Annotated in this window: 16 protein-coding genes; 1 reads left to right on the top strand and 15 read right to left on the bottom strand. The window is 62.4% G+C overall.

The window, feature by feature from the left end; translation table 11 throughout:
- Positions 1-102: 102 nt before the first annotated feature.
- The 14 genes from paaZ to ACSSVG_RS15405 all read right to left on the bottom strand — a co-directional run bounded on the left by paaZ (position 103) and on the right by ACSSVG_RS15405 (position 16436).
- Complete coding sequence (gene paaZ / locus ACSSVG_RS15470) at positions 103-2202, bottom strand: phenylacetic acid degradation bifunctional protein PaaZ (RefSeq protein ID WP_492415519.1); 2100 nt, start codon at positions 2200-2202, stop codon at positions 103-105.
- Between the two features lie 198 nt (positions 2203-2400).
- A complete protein-coding gene (locus ACSSVG_RS15465; protein ID WP_492415517.1) occupies positions 2401-4563 on the bottom strand; it encodes an MSCRAMM family protein in 2163 nt (720 codons plus the stop codon).
- Positions 4564-4742: 179 nt separating this feature from the next.
- Positions 4743-6929 carry a carboxypeptidase regulatory-like domain-containing protein gene (locus ACSSVG_RS15460; RefSeq protein WP_492415515.1) on the bottom strand — a complete coding sequence of 729 codons (2187 nt, stop codon included), beginning with the start codon at positions 6927-6929 and terminating at the stop codon, positions 4743-4745.
- A 125-nt stretch (positions 6930-7054) separates the two neighbouring features.
- On the bottom strand, positions 7055-8071 hold the full coding sequence (locus tag ACSSVG_RS15455) for a glycosyltransferase family 2 protein (RefSeq protein ID WP_231340444.1): 1017 nt from the start codon (positions 8069-8071) through the stop codon (positions 7055-7057).
- Complete coding sequence (locus ACSSVG_RS15450; RefSeq protein WP_231340443.1) at positions 8068-8808, bottom strand: tyrosine-protein phosphatase; 741 nt, start codon at positions 8806-8808, stop codon at positions 8068-8070. Before ACSSVG_RS15450 ends, ACSSVG_RS15455 begins: the two co-directional genes overlap by 4 nt.
- A gap of 92 nt (positions 8809-8900) precedes the next feature.
- A complete protein-coding gene (locus ACSSVG_RS15445; protein ID WP_253468967.1) occupies positions 8901-9503 on the bottom strand; it encodes a GNAT family N-acetyltransferase in 603 nt (200 codons plus the stop codon).
- 26 nt (positions 9504-9529) lie between these two features.
- Complete coding sequence (locus tag ACSSVG_RS15440; protein WP_492415512.1) at positions 9530-10393, bottom strand: 3-hydroxyacyl-CoA dehydrogenase family protein; 864 nt, start codon at positions 10391-10393, stop codon at positions 9530-9532.
- A complete protein-coding gene (locus tag ACSSVG_RS15435) occupies positions 10390-11193 on the bottom strand; it encodes an enoyl-CoA hydratase/isomerase family protein (protein WP_492415510.1) in 804 nt (267 codons plus the stop codon). The genes ACSSVG_RS15440 and ACSSVG_RS15435 overlap by 4 nt, the downstream gene beginning before the upstream one ends.
- Positions 11193-12419, bottom strand: a complete 1227-nt coding sequence (locus ACSSVG_RS15430; protein ID WP_492415508.1) for a thiolase family protein — start codon at positions 12417-12419, stop codon at positions 11193-11195. The genes ACSSVG_RS15435 and ACSSVG_RS15430 overlap by 1 nt, the downstream gene beginning before the upstream one ends.
- Before the next feature lie 132 nt (positions 12420-12551).
- Entirely contained in the window at positions 12552-13208 is a 657-nt protein-coding gene (locus ACSSVG_RS15425) for a pentapeptide repeat-containing protein (protein ID WP_231340438.1), read from the bottom strand.
- Entirely contained in the window at positions 13208-13666 is a 459-nt protein-coding gene (locus ACSSVG_RS15420; protein ID WP_231340437.1) for an SRPBCC family protein, read from the bottom strand. Before ACSSVG_RS15420 ends, ACSSVG_RS15425 begins: the two co-directional genes overlap by 1 nt.
- Positions 13667-13675: 9 nt before the next feature.
- Positions 13676-14083, bottom strand: a complete 408-nt coding sequence (locus tag ACSSVG_RS15415) for a DUF2177 family protein (RefSeq protein WP_492415506.1) — start codon at positions 14081-14083, stop codon at positions 13676-13678.
- Positions 14084-14091: 8 nt separating this feature from the next.
- On the bottom strand, positions 14092-15960 hold the full coding sequence (locus ACSSVG_RS15410) for an AMP-dependent synthetase/ligase (RefSeq protein ID WP_492415504.1): 1869 nt from the start codon (positions 15958-15960) through the stop codon (positions 14092-14094).
- Complete coding sequence (locus ACSSVG_RS15405) at positions 15957-16436, bottom strand: MarR family winged helix-turn-helix transcriptional regulator (protein WP_492415502.1); 480 nt, start codon at positions 16434-16436, stop codon at positions 15957-15959. The genes ACSSVG_RS15410 and ACSSVG_RS15405 overlap by 4 nt, the downstream gene beginning before the upstream one ends.
- A gap of 97 nt (positions 16437-16533) precedes the next feature.
- Here ACSSVG_RS15405 and ACSSVG_RS15400 point away from each other — a divergent pair, with 97 nt between their 5' ends.
- Positions 16534-17403, top strand: a complete 870-nt coding sequence (locus ACSSVG_RS15400) for a DUF1295 domain-containing protein (RefSeq protein ID WP_492415500.1) — start codon at positions 16534-16536, stop codon at positions 17401-17403.
- A 94-nt stretch (positions 17404-17497) separates the two neighbouring features.
- On the opposite strand, the gene ACSSVG_RS15395 is transcribed toward ACSSVG_RS15400, so the two are convergent.
- Complete coding sequence (locus ACSSVG_RS15395) at positions 17498-18961, bottom strand: amino acid permease (protein WP_231340432.1); 1464 nt, start codon at positions 18959-18961, stop codon at positions 17498-17500.
- Positions 18962-19012 lie beyond the last annotated feature (51 nt).

The following is a 19012-nucleotide window of genomic DNA, read 5'->3' as shown; positions in this document are numbered from 1 at the left end:
TCTTTTCAGCGGCTTATTCGAGCCTTTTTGGCGCGGATGCCCGATTCCTACGAAGAACGGTGAGAGAGGGAACCCCTCAAACCCGACAGGCGTGAGAGAGGGTTACTTCTCCACGAGCGTCAGGACGTCGTAGGTGGCTACGATTTCGTCGTTCTGGTTGGTCAGGACGGCGTCCCAGGCAACTTCGCCGTATTCATCAGTCTCGCGCGGGGTGATCTTCTTGGCCGTCAAGGTGACACGAATGGAGTCACCGGCTGCGACAGGGGTGATGAAGCGCAGGTTCTCCAGGCCGTAGTTGGCCAGGACGGGACCCGGTGCGGGCTCGACAAACAGTCCGGCAGCCCAGCTCAACAGCAGGTAGCCGTGGGCCACGATGCCGGGGAAGAAGGGGTTGGCTTCGGCGGCTTCCTGATTGGTGTGCGCATAGAAGGTGTCGCCCGTGGAGTTCGCAAAGGCAGTGATGTCCTCGAGCTTGACCTCACGGAGGTCAGAACGCACGGCATCGCCGATGCGCAAGGTTGAGAGGTGCTTACGGAACGGGTGCTCCCCCTCGGTTTCCACCGTGAAGTTGCGGTCGGCTCCGGTGTGCCACTGGCCGGTAACAGCAGTGAGCATGTTGGGGGAGCCCTGGATGGCGGTGCGCTGCATGTGGTGCAGGACGGAGCGGATGCCGCCCAGTTCCTCGCCGCCACCTGCGCGGCCGGGACCACCATGGACCAGGTGCGGGACAGGTGAGCCGTGACCGGTCGACGAGCGGGCGTCTTCCCGGTTGAGCATGTGGACGCGTCCGTGATGGGCTGCGATGCCGGTGACCAGCTCGCGGGCCACTGCGGGATCGTTGGTGCACACGGAGGCTACCAGGGAACCGGATCCGCGGGCAGCCAGGCGAATGGCGTCGGCAAGGTCCGTATAGCCAATGACTGACGATACGGGTCCGAATGCTTCCAGCGAGTGGACTTCTTCGGTCTCAGCATCGGCCCAGCTTAGGAGCACGGGAGACATGAACGCGCCGTCCTCCACGACGCCCACGGTGCCCCCAACCGAGGTGACCGACGGCGTATCGAGAGATCCGTACGCAAGCTCGCCACCGGCGTCGAGCATGGATTGCACAGCAGCGCGGACGTCGGCGAGCTGCTCCAGCGAAGCCAGGGCGCCCATGGTGACGCCCTCTGCGCGGGGGTCACCGACGACGACGCGCTCATTAATGCGCGCACCAACAGCGGCGGCGACCTCGGCAGTCAGCGCCTGCGGGACGATGATGCGGCGGATGGCAGTGCATTTCTGCCCCGCCTTGACAGTCATTTCGGTGACCACTGCCTTGACGAAGGCGTCGAACTCCGGCGTGCCCGGAACAGCGTCAGGGCCGAGGATGGCGGCGTTCAGGGAGTCGGTTTCAGAGGTAAAGCGGACGCCGCCCTGAACAACATTGCTGTGGCTCTTCAGCGAGTTGGCGGTTGATGCCGAGCCCGTGAAGGACACGAGGTCGCGGTAGTCGAGCTCGTCCAGGATGGTCCGGGCCGAACCGGAGATGAGCTGCAGGGACCCGGCCGGAAGGATACCGGACTCAACGATTGCCTTGACCGCAGCGGCGGCCACGTAACCAGTGGGCGTAGCTGGCTTCACGATGGTGGGAACGCCGGCAAGGAATGCGGGAGCAAACTTCTCCAACATGCCCCACACGGGGAAGTTGAAGGCGTTGATCTGCACCGCGACGCCGGGAATGCGGGTGTAGATGTGCTCGCCGGCGAAGGAGCCATCCTTGGACAGCACCTCCATGGGGCCGTCCACCACAACCTGCGAGTTGGGCAGTTCACGGCGTCCTTTGGAGCCGAAGGTGAACAGCACACCGATGCCGCCGTCGATGTCGATCATGTTGTCGATCTTGGTGGCACCGCTCTGCGACGAGGACTCATAGAGCTCCTGGCGCCGGCCGTTGAGGTACTGGGCAAGCTCCTTGAGCTTGAGGGCGCGCTGATGGAAAGTCAGTTTCCCGAGTTCGGCCTGGCCTGTGGTGCGGGCGTAATTTACGACGGCGGCAAGGTCCAGTCCGTCGGTGCTCACGTTGGCCAGGACTTCTCCGGTGCTGGCATCGCGAACCGGGACCTTCTTGGCGTCTGGCGCCGGGGTCCACCAGGCATCCTGAACGTAACTGGGGACGGTTGCAACGGCTGTGGTTTCCGGGGCGACTGCGGTAGTGGTCATCGTCGACGGGTCCTTCCAAGGCACGTGAAATCGGCACGGTCAATGCTGACTGGAGCCAACATTACTGACCGGCCGTTCGGTAATATATACAGGGTACATGAATGCCCGGAGGAGTACAGCAGTAATTTCCAGGGACGCCGAAGGGCCGGCCCCTTTGTGGGGAGCCGACCCTTCGTTTCGCTTGTTTGGACGCCGAGTCTAGTTGGCGCCGAATTTGGTGTTGTAGCGGAACATGAAAGCTGCCATCGCGTCACGGTTCACCGGCTGCAACGGACGGAACGACTTAGTGTTTCCCGCCTCGGCCCAGCCCGTGGAAATCCCCTGAGCCGCGAGCCAGGTGATCTCCTTGTAGAACTGCGCACCCACCGGAACATCAACAAACGGCGAAACCTTCGGTGCCGTGAACTCAGGCTCCCCCGCCAGCCGGTACATGAACGCCGCCATCGCATCACGGTTCACCGCCTGCAACGGACGATACGTCGTGGACTTGTCAGCCTCGACCCACCCCGTCGAGATCCCCTTATCGGCAAGCCAGGTGATCTCCTTATAGAACTGCGTACCAACAGGAAGATCCTTGAACGGAGTCACCGCAGGAGCCGTGAAAGCAGGCTTGTCAGCCAACCGGTACATGAACGCAGCCATCGCATCACGGTTCACCGGAGACAACGGTTGATACGTCCGGGACCCATTCGCCTCCCAACCCGTGGAAATACCCTTATCCGCCAACCACTGGATCTCATCCTGGAACTGCGCCCCCAACGGAACGTCATCAAAGCCACGAGTACCTTGAGTAGCCGTGGCATAACTCAACGTCCCAATATCCGTGTTCTTGCCCACCGCGGTCGCAACCGACCTGGCATTGGCCTCAGCAAGAACATCCCCCGAGAAAATCGGACCGGACTGGCCCTCAGCGTCAGCCGACACAAAGTACAAACCCGTGCTCAGACCCGTGACCTTGAACGTGCCATCCCCCGCGGTCCTTGCGTGGCGGGCAGTGAGCACGGCGTTCTTGGAGTAAATGCGAATGGGCACATCGCTCAACGGTGAACCGTTGGATCCCACGACCTTGCCCGTAAGGGTCCCACCCACACGGTTGGTCGCATTGATGTTCGAAGCTGACTGCCCCGGCGCCAAGGTGATATTCGTGGCGCTTCCTACCCCCGAGCTTTCAGGCACATTGTTATAGAACTGCCCTTCTTGAGCCGTTCGATAGGTGTCGTAGTCCTCTCGGTTGAACTGGACCTTGTATGCCCCCGGAAAGAGGCCACTGACCGTATATTCCTTGCCCGAGTAGTACTGGGCATGTTTTATCACGGAACCATCCACAGCAAGGACCTGCACGCTGTTGCCGGCGTCCAGGGTAGGAAAGGAGCCAGAGATGGCGGCGGCCCTCACGGGGGCGTCCGCAATGCCACTGACAGTCTGGGCTGCGGCCACAGTAACACTGGGCGATGAAGCCGAGGTTGGCACGCTGCCATGCCACATGGAGACGAGGTCGTAATTATCTGATTGGAACTCGAGCTTGTACGCCCCTGCTTCGAGCCCACCGATCGTGTACGCACCCGCCTTGACGGCGGTTTGGATTGTCACCTTCGTCAAGTCGTTGGCGGGTCGGGCTACTACCGACCCGTGGAAATTTCCTCCCGAAATGGAGCCCGAAATGACTGCGGATTTCTTCAAGACCTGATCGATTCCCGTGACTACAGACCCATCGGAAACCTTGATCTTTGTCGCTTGGGCGGGGTCGGAAACGCCGGGGTAATTGGTCTTGAGGAATGGAGATCTTCCCTCATGGGAGGAAAACGAAACGATGTAAGCGCCGGGCATCAGCGGCCCGAGATCGAACGACTTGTCCTCACTCCTGATCATCTGCCACGCAGTGTGGTCCCCGTCCGAAGCCGTGACAACGATGTCTCCCCATTCCGTGCCTTCGGGAGCAGTGACTTTACCCTTGATCCGTCCGCCGGGAGAAAGGATTTGATTGATCCCGGCGACGGCGGCTCCGGCAGCGACGTCGACACGGGTGGCCTCCGCTTGCGTATACCCGCCGTAATAGGTGGCGAGCACGTTGCGAGGTTCGGAACTTTCCCTGAAGTAGATTACGTACTGTCCGGGTTCGAGGCCGGTCAGGGAGAACTGTCCACTGGCATTCGGCTTAGCTTGTTCAAAGGCGGAGTTGGACCAGGCCTGAACAGAGATCGTGGTCGCATCCACACCAGCAGGGACCGTGACCTTGCCTGAAATACTCCCGGTGGGTGCTGCGATGGCCGGGGATGCGATCCCGGCTGGCAACGCGCCCAGGAAAAGTGCTGTCAATACTGCGAGAGCGACGCGAAAGCGGCCGCGCGAAAAACCCCTCACGGGTCCCCCATGTTCCATGCGAGCGAAAGGGCCGCTCCAATGGCGGCCCCACGCGATCTTAGTGCATGTACGGCGGTACTCGAAAACGCAGCAAAGCAGCGAACGGGTTCGGACAAAAAAGGGGTTGGCTCCACTGATCTGGAACCAACCCCTTCTGGTTGATAAGTCGAGCTAGGCGGCTAGTTGGCGCCGAATTTGGTGTTGTAGCGGAACATGAAAGCTGCCATCGCGTCACGGTTCACCGGCTGCAACGGACGGAACGACTTAGTGTTTCCCGCCTCGGCCCAGCCCGTGGAAATCCCCTGAGCCGCAAGCCAGGTGATCTCCTTGTAGAACTGCGCACCCACCGGAACATCAACAAACGGCGAAACCTTCGGCGCCGTGAACTCAGGCTCCCCCGCCAGCCGGTACATGAACGCCGCCATCGCATCACGGTTCACCGCCTGCAACGGACGATACGTCGTGGACTTGTCAGCCTCGACCCACCCCGTCGAGATCCCCTTATCGGCAAGCCAGGTGATCTCCTTATAGAACTGCGTACCAACAGGAAGATCCTTGAACGGAGTCACCGCAGGAGCCGTGAAAGCAGGCTTGTCAGCCAACCGGTACATGAACGCAGCCATCGCATCACGGTTCACCGGAGACAACGGCTGATACGTCCGGGACCCATTCGCCTCCCAACCCGTGGAAATACCCTTATCCGCCAACCACTGGATCTCATCCTGGAACTGCGCCCCCAACGGAACGTCATCAAAGCCACGAGTACCTTGAGTAGCCGTGGCATAACTCAACGTCCCAATATCCGTGTTCTTGCCCACCGCGGTCGCAACCGACCTGGCATTGGCCTCAGCAAGAACATCCCCCGAGAAAATCGGACCCAGGCCTTCAGGCTCAGCTACTACGAAGTAGAACCCCGTGGTCAGGCCGGTAACCTTAAAAGTTCCGTCAGCCGCTGTCCTTCCCGGACGAGTAGTGAAGGACCCATCCTTGGTGTAGACACGGATCGGCACCTCGCTCAAAGGAGCGCCGTTGGCGCCGAGGACCTTGCCCGTCAGCGTTCCGCCCACGCGAACGGTTGCATTGATGTTCTCAGCGGTCTGCCCGGCAGCAACCGTCACTGGCGTGGCATTGGCGGCACCCCCGGATTCCGGGAGGTCCTTGTACAGCTGGCCCTCGTAGGTGGTCCAGTACCCCTTGGTGCGGTTGAACCCGACCTTGTAGGAACCGGGCAGCAGGTTCTTGAGGGAGTAGGTGGTCTGCGACGTTTCCATGACTGTGGAAGAAGCCACCGTACCGTCCGCAGTCACCGCTGTGATGCCCATCCCCGGGCCACTCATCGACGGGCCCGGCGCGGGTGCCCCGGCGACGGAACCAGAGATAGTGGCAGCTGCAACAGCGGAGTCGTGGATTCCAGTGAGCTTTTGGCCGTCGGTCACGGTGATCCAGGGCGACTTGGCAGGGTCAGCAACCCCCTTGTGCCACATGTTGGCCCACGTGTCGTTAAAAGCGCGGTAATGGAGCTTGTACGTGCCAGCCTTGAGACCACCAATCGTGAAGTTACCCAAGTTATCCGAGCTGAGGAACGCTGATCCTGCGAAATCGTTCAGGGCAAAGTCCGGGCCGGCCTCCACCATGACCTGGCCGTTGTAGGCAGCAGCACCAGCCGGAACCGAGAGCTTTCCAGAGATCATTGCGGCCGGTTTCAGCGTTTGATCGATGCCGCTGGTGGTGGCACCCTCTGTAACGTTCACCGGTGTCGCTGCGCCGCCCGGAGACGTCGAATACGACGTGCGCAAAACGGGCGAGGGCTCAGGAGAGTAGCTGAAGCCCACTTCATGTGTGCCGGTAGGCAACCCGATGACTGTGTATGTGCCGTCTGCTGCTGGATTGGCGGGCAATCCGGCATTTGCGTTAACGCTGACCTTGGTCACGTCCACGCCGGCAGGTACGGTGACCTTTCCTGAGATCTTGCCGCCGATGGTCAGGGTCTGGTTGATCCCGGTCACCACTGCACCGGCCGCAACGGGAATGACGGTCGCTTGGCTTTCCTTACGACCTCCATACCAAGTGGAGGTGAGTTCGGGCGCGGCAAAGGTACTAAAGCTGACTTTGTACTGCCCGGCTTCGAGCCCGGTGAGAGTGAAGGTGCCGTTGGCTTGGACTTGGGCATAGCTGTACGACGGGCTAAGTGTTTGCACCGTAATTTTCGTTACGTCAAAGCCCTCGGGCACCGTGACCGTTCCGGAAATACTTCCCGTGGCCGCTGCAAACGCCGGGGACGCAAACCCAGCGGGCAATGCGCCCAGAATAAGTGCTGCTAACAGTGTGAGAGCGAGCCGAAAACGGCCGCGAGAAATACCCCTCATGGGTCCCCCGATTTTCATGCGAATGAAGGGGTCGCTGGGTTGGCGACCCGTCGCGATCCTAGTGCATGAAAACGGTTATTCGAAACGCCGGATATATGTGAAGTGAGAGAAGGCTTCGGGCTGCTTTAGCCCTTGCCCCCGAGCTTCTTCACCAACAGGAGCGGCTTTTTGAGGAACTCCCCTACGCTGGTCCGGACGACGATGGTCTGGTTCAGGGCGTCGAGCCGCTCCAGCACGTGGTCGAGCTTGGCGGCGGCTTCGTCGAGGCGACGCTGCTGGGCACGGATCAGCTCCTCCTGCTCGGCCAAGACTTGCGTCAGGTAGAGCATGGTGCCGAGCCCGCCCTGGGCAACACCCTCTCGAAGGTGCTCATCGCGGACCAACGCATCGTAGCGGGCGTGCTCGGCGGCTTTGGCGAAGATACTGTTCCCGTCATGCCCCTCGGACTCAGGCCGCTGGGACCAGAACGCGAGGGGTTCACCGTCGAGGAATCCAACGCGCGAGTGGCTGAGGACCCGCAGGTGGAACTCCCAGTCGCCCACCACAGGGAGGTCTTCGTTGTAGTACCCCACGGCGTCGTGGAGGCTGCGACGGTACAGGAAGGAAATGGGGACAGCCCGGTTGATCTTCAGCATGTCGGCAAGGGTGATTTGCTGCATGTCCGCCCAAAAGATCTCGCGGCGGATCGGCTCAATCCGGTCTGCCACGAGCTCTTCGATGACGATCTCGGTGCGGACCATGACGCCGCTCTCGGCTCCGTGGGCAGGATCATCCAGGTAGGCGACCGTGCTCTCCAGGAAGTTCGGCGCCCAAAAATCATCGTCGTCGTGGATCACGATGAAGTCTCCTGAGCCGGCTTTGATGCCCGCGTTGGAGGCGGCCTCCATCCCTACGGATTCGGCATGGTGGAGCGTGATGATGCGTTCCCGCTCGGCTTCAGGCCGCTGGGAGGTGAGGCGATCGACGTCGGCCGGGTCGCCGCCGTCGTTCACGATCACCACCTCGAAGTCCCGGAAAGTCTGGGCGAAAATGTCGTCCAGGGCCCGTGCCAGGAAGATTGGGCGGTTCTTGGTACGGGTCACGATGGTGACGCGGGCACCGGCATTCATGGCTGGTCCATTCCGTTCGGGAAGTGTGATCAATCCTGCATGTTAGCAGCGCCCGGAAGCCCGGAGCCCAGCTTTGCCCGAACCGCCGCGATCTGAACCTCAGTGACGCCGTTGGTCGTCAGGAAAGTCACCGCGTCGATCGAACCAAGGAAGTCCCGAAGGCTCGCCCGACGCTGCGCCAGCATTGCCTCAAGGTCGTCGCCGGAAAGGTACGGGTCGTGCGCGTGAGGCGCCCCATGTGTGCGGTGTCGCTCGTTGATCCCGCGGGCAGCGAGCTCGTAGCCGCGCACGATCTCCTCTTGGTCGATGTCCGCCAGCTGCTGGAGGAGCAGGGCGATCACACCACTGCGGTCCCTGCCCGCCGAGCAGTGAACAACCACCTTTCCCGGGGACGCGGCGATGGCTTTGAACACCGCGGCAATTTTCTCCCCGAAAAGCTGCAAATAGTCACCGTACTGGGCAGGGTCCTTCAGATAGGGGCCGAACAGTTCACTGAAGTCGCTATGGTCAGGATCCTCTGTTGGGCAATGGACGACGTCGATACGGGCCTTCACGTGGTCCGGCACCTTGGGATCGGTATCGCGTTGGCGACGTTCGCGGGAGGCACGGAGATCGATCACGGTGCGGACGCCGTCGTCGTACATCTGCTGCCAACCGGTCCCGGTGAGCCATTCGTGCCGACCCATCCGGTACACGTCTCCGGCAACGTGCCAGGCGTTGACGGCGCCATCCCACCGAACAGCGTGGTGAGCTGAGGTTGTCCCATCCATAGGAGCCAGCTAAGCACATTGGACGGCCTGGATGTGAGTGTTCGCTGAGGGGTTGGCTCTCGGGATTATCACGCGCGCTTAATGCCGAGAGCTCACCCCTCGGCGGCGTATTTCGACAGCCTGAACTCGAGGCCGTTGCGCACCGCGGGCCATTCGTGGTCAAGGATGGAGAACACCACAGTGTCGCGGAGCGCACCGTCGGCGCTGCGCGAGTGGTTCCGGAGCACGCCGTCCTGCTTCGCTCCGAGCCGGGCAATCGCGTCACGGGACTGTTGGTTCAACCAGTGTGTGCGGAATTCCACGGCCGGGCAACCCAGTGTTTCGAAGGCGTGCCGAAGGAGCAACAGCTTGGAATCCGGGTTGGTTCCCGTGCCATGCGCCGAAGCAGCATTCCACGTCGAACCGATCTCCACGCGCGGCGTTACGGCGTCGATATTCATGTACGTCGTCATGCCGATGAGCTTGCCCGTCGCCGTGGACCGCGTGGCAAACGGCAGCATGGAACCTTTGGCTTGCAGGTCCAGGCGCCGGTCGATCTCGGCGGCCATGCCCTCCGGCGTCGGGACTGAGGTGTACCAGAGCTTCCACAGTTCGCCGTCGCGGGCTGCGTCCACCAGCCCATCGTGGTGCTCCGGGCTCAGCGGTTCAAGCGTCACGAATTTTCCGGTCAGGGTGATGGGTTCGATTGAAGTCACCCGGTTAGCCTAACCGCCTGCGGGCGTCAGTCGTTCCAGTCGAAGAAGCCCTTCCCTGTCTTGCGTCCGAGCTCGCCACGGGCCACTTTGTCCCGGAGGATCTGCGGCGGAGCGAAACGGTCGCCGAGCGTGGAGTGCAGGTACTCCGCAATGCCAAGCCGGACGTCCAGGCCCACAATGTCGGTGGTCTTCAGCGGACCTGTGGGGTGCTTGTAGCCCAGGACCATGGCGGCATCAATGTCCTCCGCGGACGCGACGCCCTCTTCCACCATGCGCATGGCCTCCAAGGCAATCGCCACACCCAGGCGGGAGGATGCGAACCCGGGCGCGTCATTAACGACGACGGCGGTCTTGCCAAGTGCCTCGGTCCAGCTTTTCGCCGCAAGAGCGAGTTCGGGAGACGTTTCCTTGGCCAGCACCACCTCAATGAGGGTAGAGGCGGGCACCGGGTTGAAGAAGTGCAGGCCAACGAAGTTGGCGGGCCGGCGGAGTTCGTTGGCGAGTCCGGTGACTGACAAGGAAGAGGTGTTGGATGCCAGGAAAGCATCCGCTGAAAGGTGCTCTTCAACGGCTTTCAGAGCGGTGACTTTGAGTTGGTAGTCCTCAGGCACGGCTTCCACCACAAGGCCACAGTGGATGAACGACTCGTAATCCGTGGAGGTGCTGAAGCGGGCCATTGCTGCTTCGGGGGCCTCGCTCAAGGTTCCACGGGCTGCAGACTTGGCAACCGCCTCGGCCACGCGGCCTTGCGCTCCGGCAGCCGCCTCGTGATCACGCTCCACCACGATCACGGTGGCACCCTTGGTGAGGAAAGCGTGCGCGATGCCGGCACCCATCCGGCCACCGCCCAAGACTCCGACGACGTGCGGGATGGCGGGAACTGCTGTCATTTCTGGGTCCTGTCTTGCGTGGGCGCTTCAGTGTCTTGCTGGGCTTTTGCCGATTTCTTATCGAGGAAGGCCTGCATGCGATCAAACTTGGCCTGGGATTCAAAGAGGATTCCCTGGGCGAGGGTATCAATCAGCGGGTGGGCTTCAGCCGGGGCGTGGAACACCGACTTGGTAATGCGGACCGCCAAGGGGTCCTGACGTCCGATCCGGTCCGCCAGCTTGTGGGCGGCATCCATCAATTCCGGGGCCTCATGGATTTCCGTGATGAGGCTGATCCGCAGTGCTTCCTCAGCCCGCAGCACAGCGCCGGCCAAGAGAATCTCCTTGGCCTTCGGCTCGCCGACAAGCTCCTTCAGTCGCCAGCTGGCACCGGCCGCGGCCAGGATTCCCAGGCCGGTTTCCGGGTTTCCAATCCTGACGCTCGGAGTTCCGATGCGGAAGTCCGCCGCGTAGGCGAGTTCAGCGCCCCCACCCAGGCAATATCCGTCCAAGGCCGCGATGACGGGCATGGGAAGCCTGGCGATCCGGACAAAGATGGTGGAGTTGATCCCCTGTAAGGCGTCATCCCGACGGCGTTCCCGCAACTGGCCAATATCGGCACCGGAGGCAAACACGCCCTCGGTTCCGGCGATGATCAGTACCTTGGGGCTCCGCTCCAGTTCAGCGCAGGCCAGGTGGAGCTCGTCCACCATTTTCTGGTCAATCGCATTGCGGACCTCGGGGCGGTTCAGGAGAACGGTGAGGCGGTCTTCGCGTTCCTCGATGAGCAGCGTGCTGAAGTCTTTCGGGTTCAGTGCCATTACACGCCTTCCAGCAGCATCGCGGTGCCTTGTCCGACGCCGATGCACATCGTCGCCAACCCGAGCTTCGGTCCAGTCCCGGAGGCGAGTTCGCGCTCCATCCGGCCCAACAGCGTGATGGCGATACGTGAGCCGCTGGAACCGAGCGGGTGCCCCAAGCTGATGGCGCCGCCGTCGTTGTTCACGATGTCAGGGTTCAACCCGAGGCGACGCATACTCGCGAGTGACTGCGTGGCGAATGCTTCGTTCAGTTCCACGGCGCCGAGCTGATCCGCGCTGAGGCCCGTACGCGCAAGGATTTTCTGAGTAGCCGGAACAGGACCAATGCCCATGATTTCCGGCTCGCAACCGGCTGAAGCTCCGTCGACGATGCGGGCGCGTGGGATAAGGCCGAACTTCTTGATGGCTGCCTCTGACGCGACGATGATGGCCGATGCACCATCGTTCAGGGTGGAAGAGTTGCCTGCCGTGACCACGGATCCGCCAGGGACCACAGGCCGCAGCTTGGCCAGGACGTCCATGGTGGTGCCTTCACGGGGACCTTCATCGGTGTCCACCACTGTCTCGGACTTACGCGTCGTGACCGTGACCGGAACAATCTCGTCCTTAAAGCGGCCGCCGGCAATGGCGGCCAGCGCGCGCTCGTGCGAGCGGACGGCGAAGGCGTCAGCGTCCTCACGGGAGATGTTGTCCACCCGGCCCACTTCCTCGGCCGTCTCCGGCATGGAGTACGTCATCTTGCCGTCACGGGAGAGCTCACCCTTGGTGAAGAGCGGGTTGGCAAAGCGCCAGCCGATGGACGTGTCGAAGATCTGTCCCGGCTTGGCGAATGCTGTGGCCGGCTTCTCCTGGACCCATGGCGCTCGGCTCATGGACTCAACGCCGCCGGCTACCACGATGTCCGCAGCACCGGACTTGATCATGTGGCTGGCCATGATGATCGCGCTGAGACCGGAGGCGCACAGGCGGTTCACCGTGATGCCAGGGATGTGGAGGGGAAGTCCCGCCAGAATGGTGGCCATACGGGCCACGTTGCGGTTCTCCTCGCCTGCGCCGTTGGCGTTGCCGAGGATCACCTCGTCAATGGAGTCAGGGTCGACGCCGGCACGCGCCACCGCTTCCCGGACCACCAACGCTGCGAGATCGTCCGGACGGACGGAGGACAGCGCCCCACCGTAGCGACCTACAGGCGTACGTGCGCCGCCAACAAGAAAAGCCTCGACCATGAGAACATCCTTCGCGAAGTGAAAGGGACCGGTCCGGGAATAATATACCGACCGTTCGTTCTATAAAGATTACACGGCCCGGCGGGCCGGTCAACAGGAGAAGCTCTCCGTTAAGCCGGCCCGCCCGCCGCATCACACCACCCGGATCCCCAGATGGCCCGCCAACAAAGGTGCCATCAGGCTGAGTTGGTAGTCGTCGATAACAACCCCCGCCAACCCCGCCAATCCATTGATCCCCCGGAACTCGGACGTCCGCAGATCAACGTCCTTGAGCTTGGCCCCAGTAACGTCCAAGGTGCCAATGGTGCAGTTCTTCAAAGCGATCCTGGTCCCGGCGCAACCACCGAGATCGAGCTCGTTGATGATGCAGTCGGAGATCTGGAGGTCCATGAGCTTGGAGCCTCGCAGGTTCACATAGTCCAGCTTGCCGCCATCGATCCGGACGGAGCGCCAGTTTCCCTCATAAAGTTCAGCTGAGCCCCACCGGGGGTTGCTGATTTCCACGTCCTGCCAGGAACTTCGCGCGGCAGTGAAGACCGGCGCATACGGCTCGGCCAGAATGCACTCCCGGAACGTGGCGCCCCGCAACTGCGCCTCGTTGAAGGAGACACCGTTCAACTCGCATTCGATGAAGTCGGAGCCGCTCAGCTCCTCCCCGTCAGCGGAAACCTTGGTCCACCTGACGCCGTCGTACCGTTCGCCACGCTGGAAGTCCGGAGCGTCGTCGTCGCGCAGTTCTTCCAAACGGACCGGTGAAATCTTAGGGGCCGCAACCTTCGCAGCCGCCATCAGAGGGATTCCGCCTTTGCTGCGATCTCCGTCAAGTCCTTGGCGAGTGCCTTGCGCGTCATGCTCATGCCGATCTTCCCGAAGAGGGCCATACCCACCTTGCTGAGGAATGACGGCTTGAGGACCTCGGCGCCGAACGTCAGCGTAAGGTCCGTTCCGCCGTCGCGCTCGGACAGGGTGAAGCGCGAGGTGTAATCAGCGCCGCCCTGAAGCGCCTTCACAGTAGTGCTGCGCGGCGGGTCGGCCTGGGACACCCACATTTCGACGGTTTCCTGCTTGCCCATCATGGTCCGGGTTTCTTTCCATCGCGTGCCTTCGCCGTACGGGCCCTCGCTGAGCAACTGGACGGAGTCGATGCCGGAGAGTGTGCCGGCCGAGCCCGGGATATCCGAGATAACGGCCCAGACTTTCTCCGGGCCTGCCTTAATGTGCTGCGTCAGGGTGGTGGTGTGTTCCATACATCGAGCCTAGTGCCGACCCCTGACAGTCCCAATGAGGGCAGTCAGCCAAGTGACCACGGCGCAGACACCAACACCCCAGGCAATGTCGGTCACCGCCACCATCGGCGGGAAGTCCTTGAGCACGGCGAGCGCCGTCAACGCCCAGGTCGAGTACGTGAAGAAGCCAAACAACGCTCCTCCCGCGGCCCGCCGACCCAGCGTGAGGTCCGCCTTCCCTGGCCGCACGCCATAGTGAACAACCCCGGCAACAAAGACTACGTAGAACAGCACCGCCCCCACTGGCTGCGGACTGGACGCTATCAGGTGTCCGATCTGGCTTTCATACTGCCGCTGCGCCACGGTGAGGATCCATACGACGTCGATCACGGCAAAAATCACTGCTGCCAGCGCGTAGGACAGAAGCCAGCGCTTCATGCCGCGGCTCATCCCTGGCGCCGGGTGTCAGCGTAGAGGTTGTCCACGATGTGCCGTGCGCGTTCGGTGAAAGCCGCACGCTTGAGTTTCATGGTGGGTGTCACGATTCCATTGGCCTCCGTCAGGTCGGTCAGCAGCAAGACGAACCGGCGCACCTGCTCGGAGCGTGCGATTTTCGCGTTCGCAGCACTGACGGCCTTGCCAATGACGGCCAGAAGCCGGACGTCGTCGATTTGGACTGCGCCGCCGTCGTCGGGGATCCGGAGGCCCTTCAGATCTGCAATGCCCTCGCGCTCGGCCCACGCAGCCAAGGTTTCGGGGTCCAGCAGCACCAGCCCACCGAGATACGGCTTGCCCTCCCCCACCATCACGGCGTGGGCAACCAGGGGGTCGCCTTCAACGTAGCCTTCCCAAATGGCCGGGGAGATGGTCTTCCCGCCGGCGGTGACAATGACGTCCTTGATCCGCCCCTTCAAGGTGAGCCGGCCCAGATGGTCCAGCTCGCCGAGGTCCCCGGTCCGGAAATAGCCGTCGACGAACGCTTCGGCGTTGTCCGCCTGCCGGCGGTAGCCTGCAAAGACGCCCACACCGCGGGCCAGGACTTCACCTTGGTCCGAGAGACGCACGGTGGTGCCGGGCATGGGAACGCCCACGGACCCCGAGTTAATGGCCCCGGGCAGGTTCCCCGTCAACGGGGCGGTAGTTTCCGTGAGGCCGTAGCCTTCGATCACGGGAAGTCCCAGTCCTCGGAAGAACAGGGACAGTTCGGCGTCGAGGGCCCCGGCGCCGGACAGCAGGTAATCGAGGCGTCCGCCCACCAACTTCCGCAGCCGGGCGTAAAAAAGGCGGTCGAACAGGGCCCGCCGGATGCGGAGGCCGGCAGAGGCACGGACGGTCTGGTCGGCGTCGTGCGCTTCGGCAAACCGGCCCCACTCCACTGCCGTGCTTTGCGCCGAAGCCCACACGCGCCCCAGCCGCTTTTGCGTTGCGGCGGCAGCGGCCGATGCCTGGATTTTCTGCAGCACACGCGGAACCACCACCAGGAACGTTGGCTTCAAAGCGCCCAGTGCAGGAACCACGTCCCGTGGATCGGAGAGGTGGGCGATCCGCATGCCGTTGGCCAGGCAGATCAGCTGCAGCCCGCGTGCCAGGACATGGGCCATGGGCAGGAAGATGATGGTGTTGCCACCCTCTCGGACCACCTCCGTGTAGGCTCCGGCGACGTTCAGGACCTGCCCCACGAAGTTGCCGTGGGTGATGAGCGCACCTTTGGGCGCCGCCGTGGTGCCGGAGGTGTACACGATGGTGGCAACGGAGTCGAGATCGGCCAGCAAGCGGCGCTCCTCAACGGTGCTGTCCGGGATCCCGACACCGCGGGCCACCAAATCTGCCAGATCCGCCCCGGGCACGGCATCAATGGTCCAGATCCCCAGGGGCTGGATTTTTGCGGTGCTGAAACCCTGCTCCAGCAAAGCGGCGTGCTCCGCGGTGCCGCCCACGGCAAGCCTGACGTCGGCGTCGGCCAGGATCGCCGTCACCTGCGGCGCCGCTGAGGTTTCGTAAACCGGAACCACGACGGCGCCGGCGAACCAAGCCGCCATATCGGCCAGTGCCCACTCGTAACGGGTGGGGGACATGATGGCCAGGGACTCCCCCGGCTGGATGCCCGCCGCGATGAAACCCTTGGCCAGTGCCCGGACCTCGTCCACGAACTGCTCCGTGGTGACTTGCCGCCACGGATCGGTGATGGCCGCATCCGTCGCACGGACTTCGAAAGCGATATGCCCGGGGTTCGTCCGGACGCGTTCCATGAGCAACTCCGTGGCGTTGCGGTGGTTGGCCGTGTCAACCAGCGGCGGGGAGGTGAACTCTCTCAACGGGCACCCCCAGCTGACAGGGATTGCAGGTGCTCCTGCATCAGGCCCAGGACGGCGTCGAGAAAGTCCCCGACGACGGCTTGGTGTTCAGCAGGCAGCGCGTCCACGTGCGCAGTGGCAGCAGACAGGAGCGGCTGCAGCAGGTCCTTGACCTGGAGGGATGCCGAACTGGTGACGTTGACGTGCACTTGCCGCCGGTCTTCGATGCTGCGCAGGCGCTCAACGAACCCGTGCGACTCCAAACGGCTGACCAGCGCAGTTGTGGTGGCCGCTGTAGCACCCAAGTCCGAGGCGAGGGCACCCACAGTAACGGGTCCCGACTCAGCCAGTACGGTGAGCGCCCTGTAGTCAGTGAGGTTGAGTCCGAGGGCCCGGGCTACCTCGCGTTCAGTCTCATTGGCCAGGCCAAACAGACCCTGCAAGGTCCGGGAGGTCGGGTGGGCCGACTCTCCGGTAGCCTTTTCATGATTTTGCATGGTTATATAGTAATCAAATTAGTTTGAACATAAAACAGGCTAGGAAAAAGGCGTTGTGGGGAACCGCCGCTCGAGCCGCCGTGAAAGGAACGCTGTCGTGAAGGATTCAGAGAGGAAGGGCCTCATTGCCCTTCCTGTGGTGGTGCTGCTGGGCGGACTCGTCGCCGTGGCTGGAAGCCAGAACGGAGCAAGCCTGGCCGGGATTCCGGTCTTCGCCGCCGCAGTCGCCGCCGCGTTCATCATTCAGTGGCTTGTCTTCATCCCGTCCTTCAAAGCACAGACAGAGAAGTACTTCGATCTCACTGGCTCACTGACCTATGTAGCCATCACCGTCCTTTTGGTGCTTGCCACCCCCGGAATTGATGCCCGTTCGCTGCTCCTTGCGGCCATGGTTGCCGCGTGGGCCCTCCGCCTGGGAACCTTCCTGTCCCGGCGGATCCACAAGTCCGGCAAGGACGACCGCTTCGACGAGATCAAGCCATCATTCATCCGCTTCCTCAACGTCTGGACCATGCAAGGACTCTGGGTGGTCTTCACTGCCGCAGCAGCATGGGTGGCCATCACCAGCACCAACCGGGTGGCTTTGGACTGGCTGGCCGTCCTCGGATTCGTGGTGTGGGCGGCAGGATTCCTCATCGAGATCGTGGCCGACCTGCAGAAGAGCCGGTTCAAGGCCAACCCGGCCAACAAGGGAAAGTTCATCTCCACCGGACTGTGGTCAAAGTCCCGGCACCCCAACTACTTCGGCGAGATCCTCCTGTGGACGGGGGTGGCCATCATCGCCATCCCGGTACTCCAAGGCTGGCAGTGGATTGCACTGATCTCCCCGATCTTCGTTGCCCTCCTGCTCACCAAGGTCAGCGGCATCCCCTTGCTGGAAAAGAAGGCCGACAAGACCTGGGGCGGCGAGGCGGGGTACGAGGCCTACAAGAAGAGCACCCCAGTGTTGATCCCGAAGCTCAGCTAGGACCCACAACGCGACGCCCACCACGAAAACGGCGCGTGCCCCCGGAAGGAGGCACGCGCCGTCGTACGTTTGAAACGCAAGGACCAGACGGGTCTTAGCTGAACAGCTCGCTCTTGGGCTCGTTGTTCTTGACCTTCTGCCACCCAAGCCACAGGACCAGGGCGAAGAACGGGATGGTGGCCAACGTCCATAGACCCAGCAGGAAGACCTCGCCGGTTGCCTTGTCCGTCATCGTGTCGAATCCGATGAGCACGGTGATGGCCAGCAGCGCGATGAGGCCCAGCCAACTGGTCCACGGCGAACCGGGCATCGGCAGGCTGGAGACGTTGCCGCGCTTCTTCCGCAGGGCAATCTGGCTCGCGAAGATGGAACCCCACGTGAAGATGACGCCGATGGATGCGGTGTTCAGTGCGAGGTCGAAGGCGTGCGAGCCACCCAGCCAGATGTTCAGGAGGATGCCCACGAGGTAGACGCCACCAATCGCCAGGATGGCGGCGTACGGCACGTGACGGGTGGACATCTTGGTGAGCCACTGCGGAGCGTGGCCGTTGTTGGCCATGGTGCGGAAAATGCGGCCGATCGAGTACAGGCCCGAGTTGCAGGAGGACAGTGCGGCGGTGATGACGATCATGTTCATGACGTCGCCCATCCAGCCCAGGCCCATCTGGCCGAAAACGGTAACGAACGGCGAGGTGCCGGCCACGTACTGGTCGGACGGAAGCAGCATTGCCAGCAGCGTCACCGAACCAACGTAGAAGACCACAATACGGATGACGACGGCGCGGATCGCCTTGGGAACTTCGCGTTCGGGGTTCTCCATCTCACCAGCGGTAATGCCGACGAGTTCGATGGCGTTGTAGGCGAAGATCACGGCGTTGAGGACCAGGATCATCACCAGGCCGCCCTTGGGGAACATGCCCCCGTCTTCGTGGAAGAGGTTGGCAACGGACGCGTTGCCGTCGCCCACCTTGGCGTTGGTGACAACCATGAAAGTGCCAACAGCCAGGAAGATCACGATGGCCGCGACCTTGAGGCAGGAAGCCCAAAACTCGAATTCGCCGAAAGCCTTGACGCTGAACAGGTTCACGGCCACCAGCAGCACCAGCGCGGCGATGGCAGACAGTTCAATGGGCACGTTCGGGAAGAAGAACTGGAAGTACAGGCCGATCGCGATCAGTTCGGCGATACCTGTCATGGCCCAGTTGATGAAATACATCCAGCCGGAAAGGAAGGCGCCCTTCTTGCCGAACATTTCGCCGGCGTAGCTCACGAAGGAGCCGGACGTCTGGCGGTACATGATGAGTTCACCGAGCGCGCGCATCAGCAGGTAAGCGATGACGCCGGCAATGGCGTAGGAGAAGATCAGGGCCGGGCCGGTGGAGGCCAGGCGGCCGCCGGCACCCATGAAGAGGCCGACGCCGATGGCGCCGCCCATGGCGATCATGGTGACGTGGCGGCGACTCAGGGTCTTCTGGTATCCCTCAGCGCTGAGGGTTGAGCCCGCGGCTGCGGATGACGCCTTGGAGCTCTGGAGATCTGTGGGAGTACTTTGCGGCACAGCTGTTCCTTGTGGGTTGGGGTCTTGCTGTAGGTGTCACGCCCATGCCGG

The organism is Paenarthrobacter sp. E2MeOHC11 (assembly GCF_058744955.1).
The sequence above is the reverse complement of the archived record's forward strand: the minus strand, read 5'-3'. Positions and strand labels throughout refer to the sequence as shown.

Coding starts and splice junctions, on each gene's coding strand:
- ACSSVG_RS15440 (WP_492415512.1), bottom strand. CDS start 10,393: ATGACAGCAGTTCCCGCCATCCCGCACGTCGTCGGAGTCTTGGGCGGT.
- ACSSVG_RS15435 (WP_492415510.1), bottom strand. CDS start 11,193: ATGGCACTGAACCCGAAAGACTTCAGCACGCTGCTCATCGAGGAACGC.
- ACSSVG_RS15420 (WP_231340437.1), bottom strand. CDS start 13,666: ATGGAACACACCACCACCCTGACGCAGCACATTAAGGCAGGCCCGGAG.
- ACSSVG_RS15425 (WP_231340438.1), bottom strand. CDS start 13,208: ATGGCGGCTGCGAAGGTTGCGGCCCCTAAGATTTCACCGGTCCGTTTG.
- paaZ (WP_492415519.1), bottom strand. CDS start 2,202: ATGACCACTACCGCAGTCGCCCCGGAAACCACAGCCGTTGCAACCGTC.
- ACSSVG_RS15450 (WP_231340443.1), bottom strand. CDS start 8,808: ATGGATGGGACAACCTCAGCTCACCACGCTGTTCGGTGGGATGGCGCC.
- ACSSVG_RS15460 (WP_492415515.1), bottom strand. CDS start 6,929: ATGAGGGGTATTTCTCGCGGCCGTTTTCGGCTCGCTCTCACACTGTTA.
- ACSSVG_RS15430 (WP_492415508.1), bottom strand. CDS start 12,419: ATGGTCGAGGCTTTTCTTGTTGGCGGCGCACGTACGCCTGTAGGTCGC.
- ACSSVG_RS15415 (WP_492415506.1), bottom strand. CDS start 14,083: ATGAAGCGCTGGCTTCTGTCCTACGCGCTGGCAGCAGTGATTTTTGCC.
- ACSSVG_RS15405 (WP_492415502.1), bottom strand. CDS start 16,436: ATGCAAAATCATGAAAAGGCTACCGGAGAGTCGGCCCACCCGACCTCC.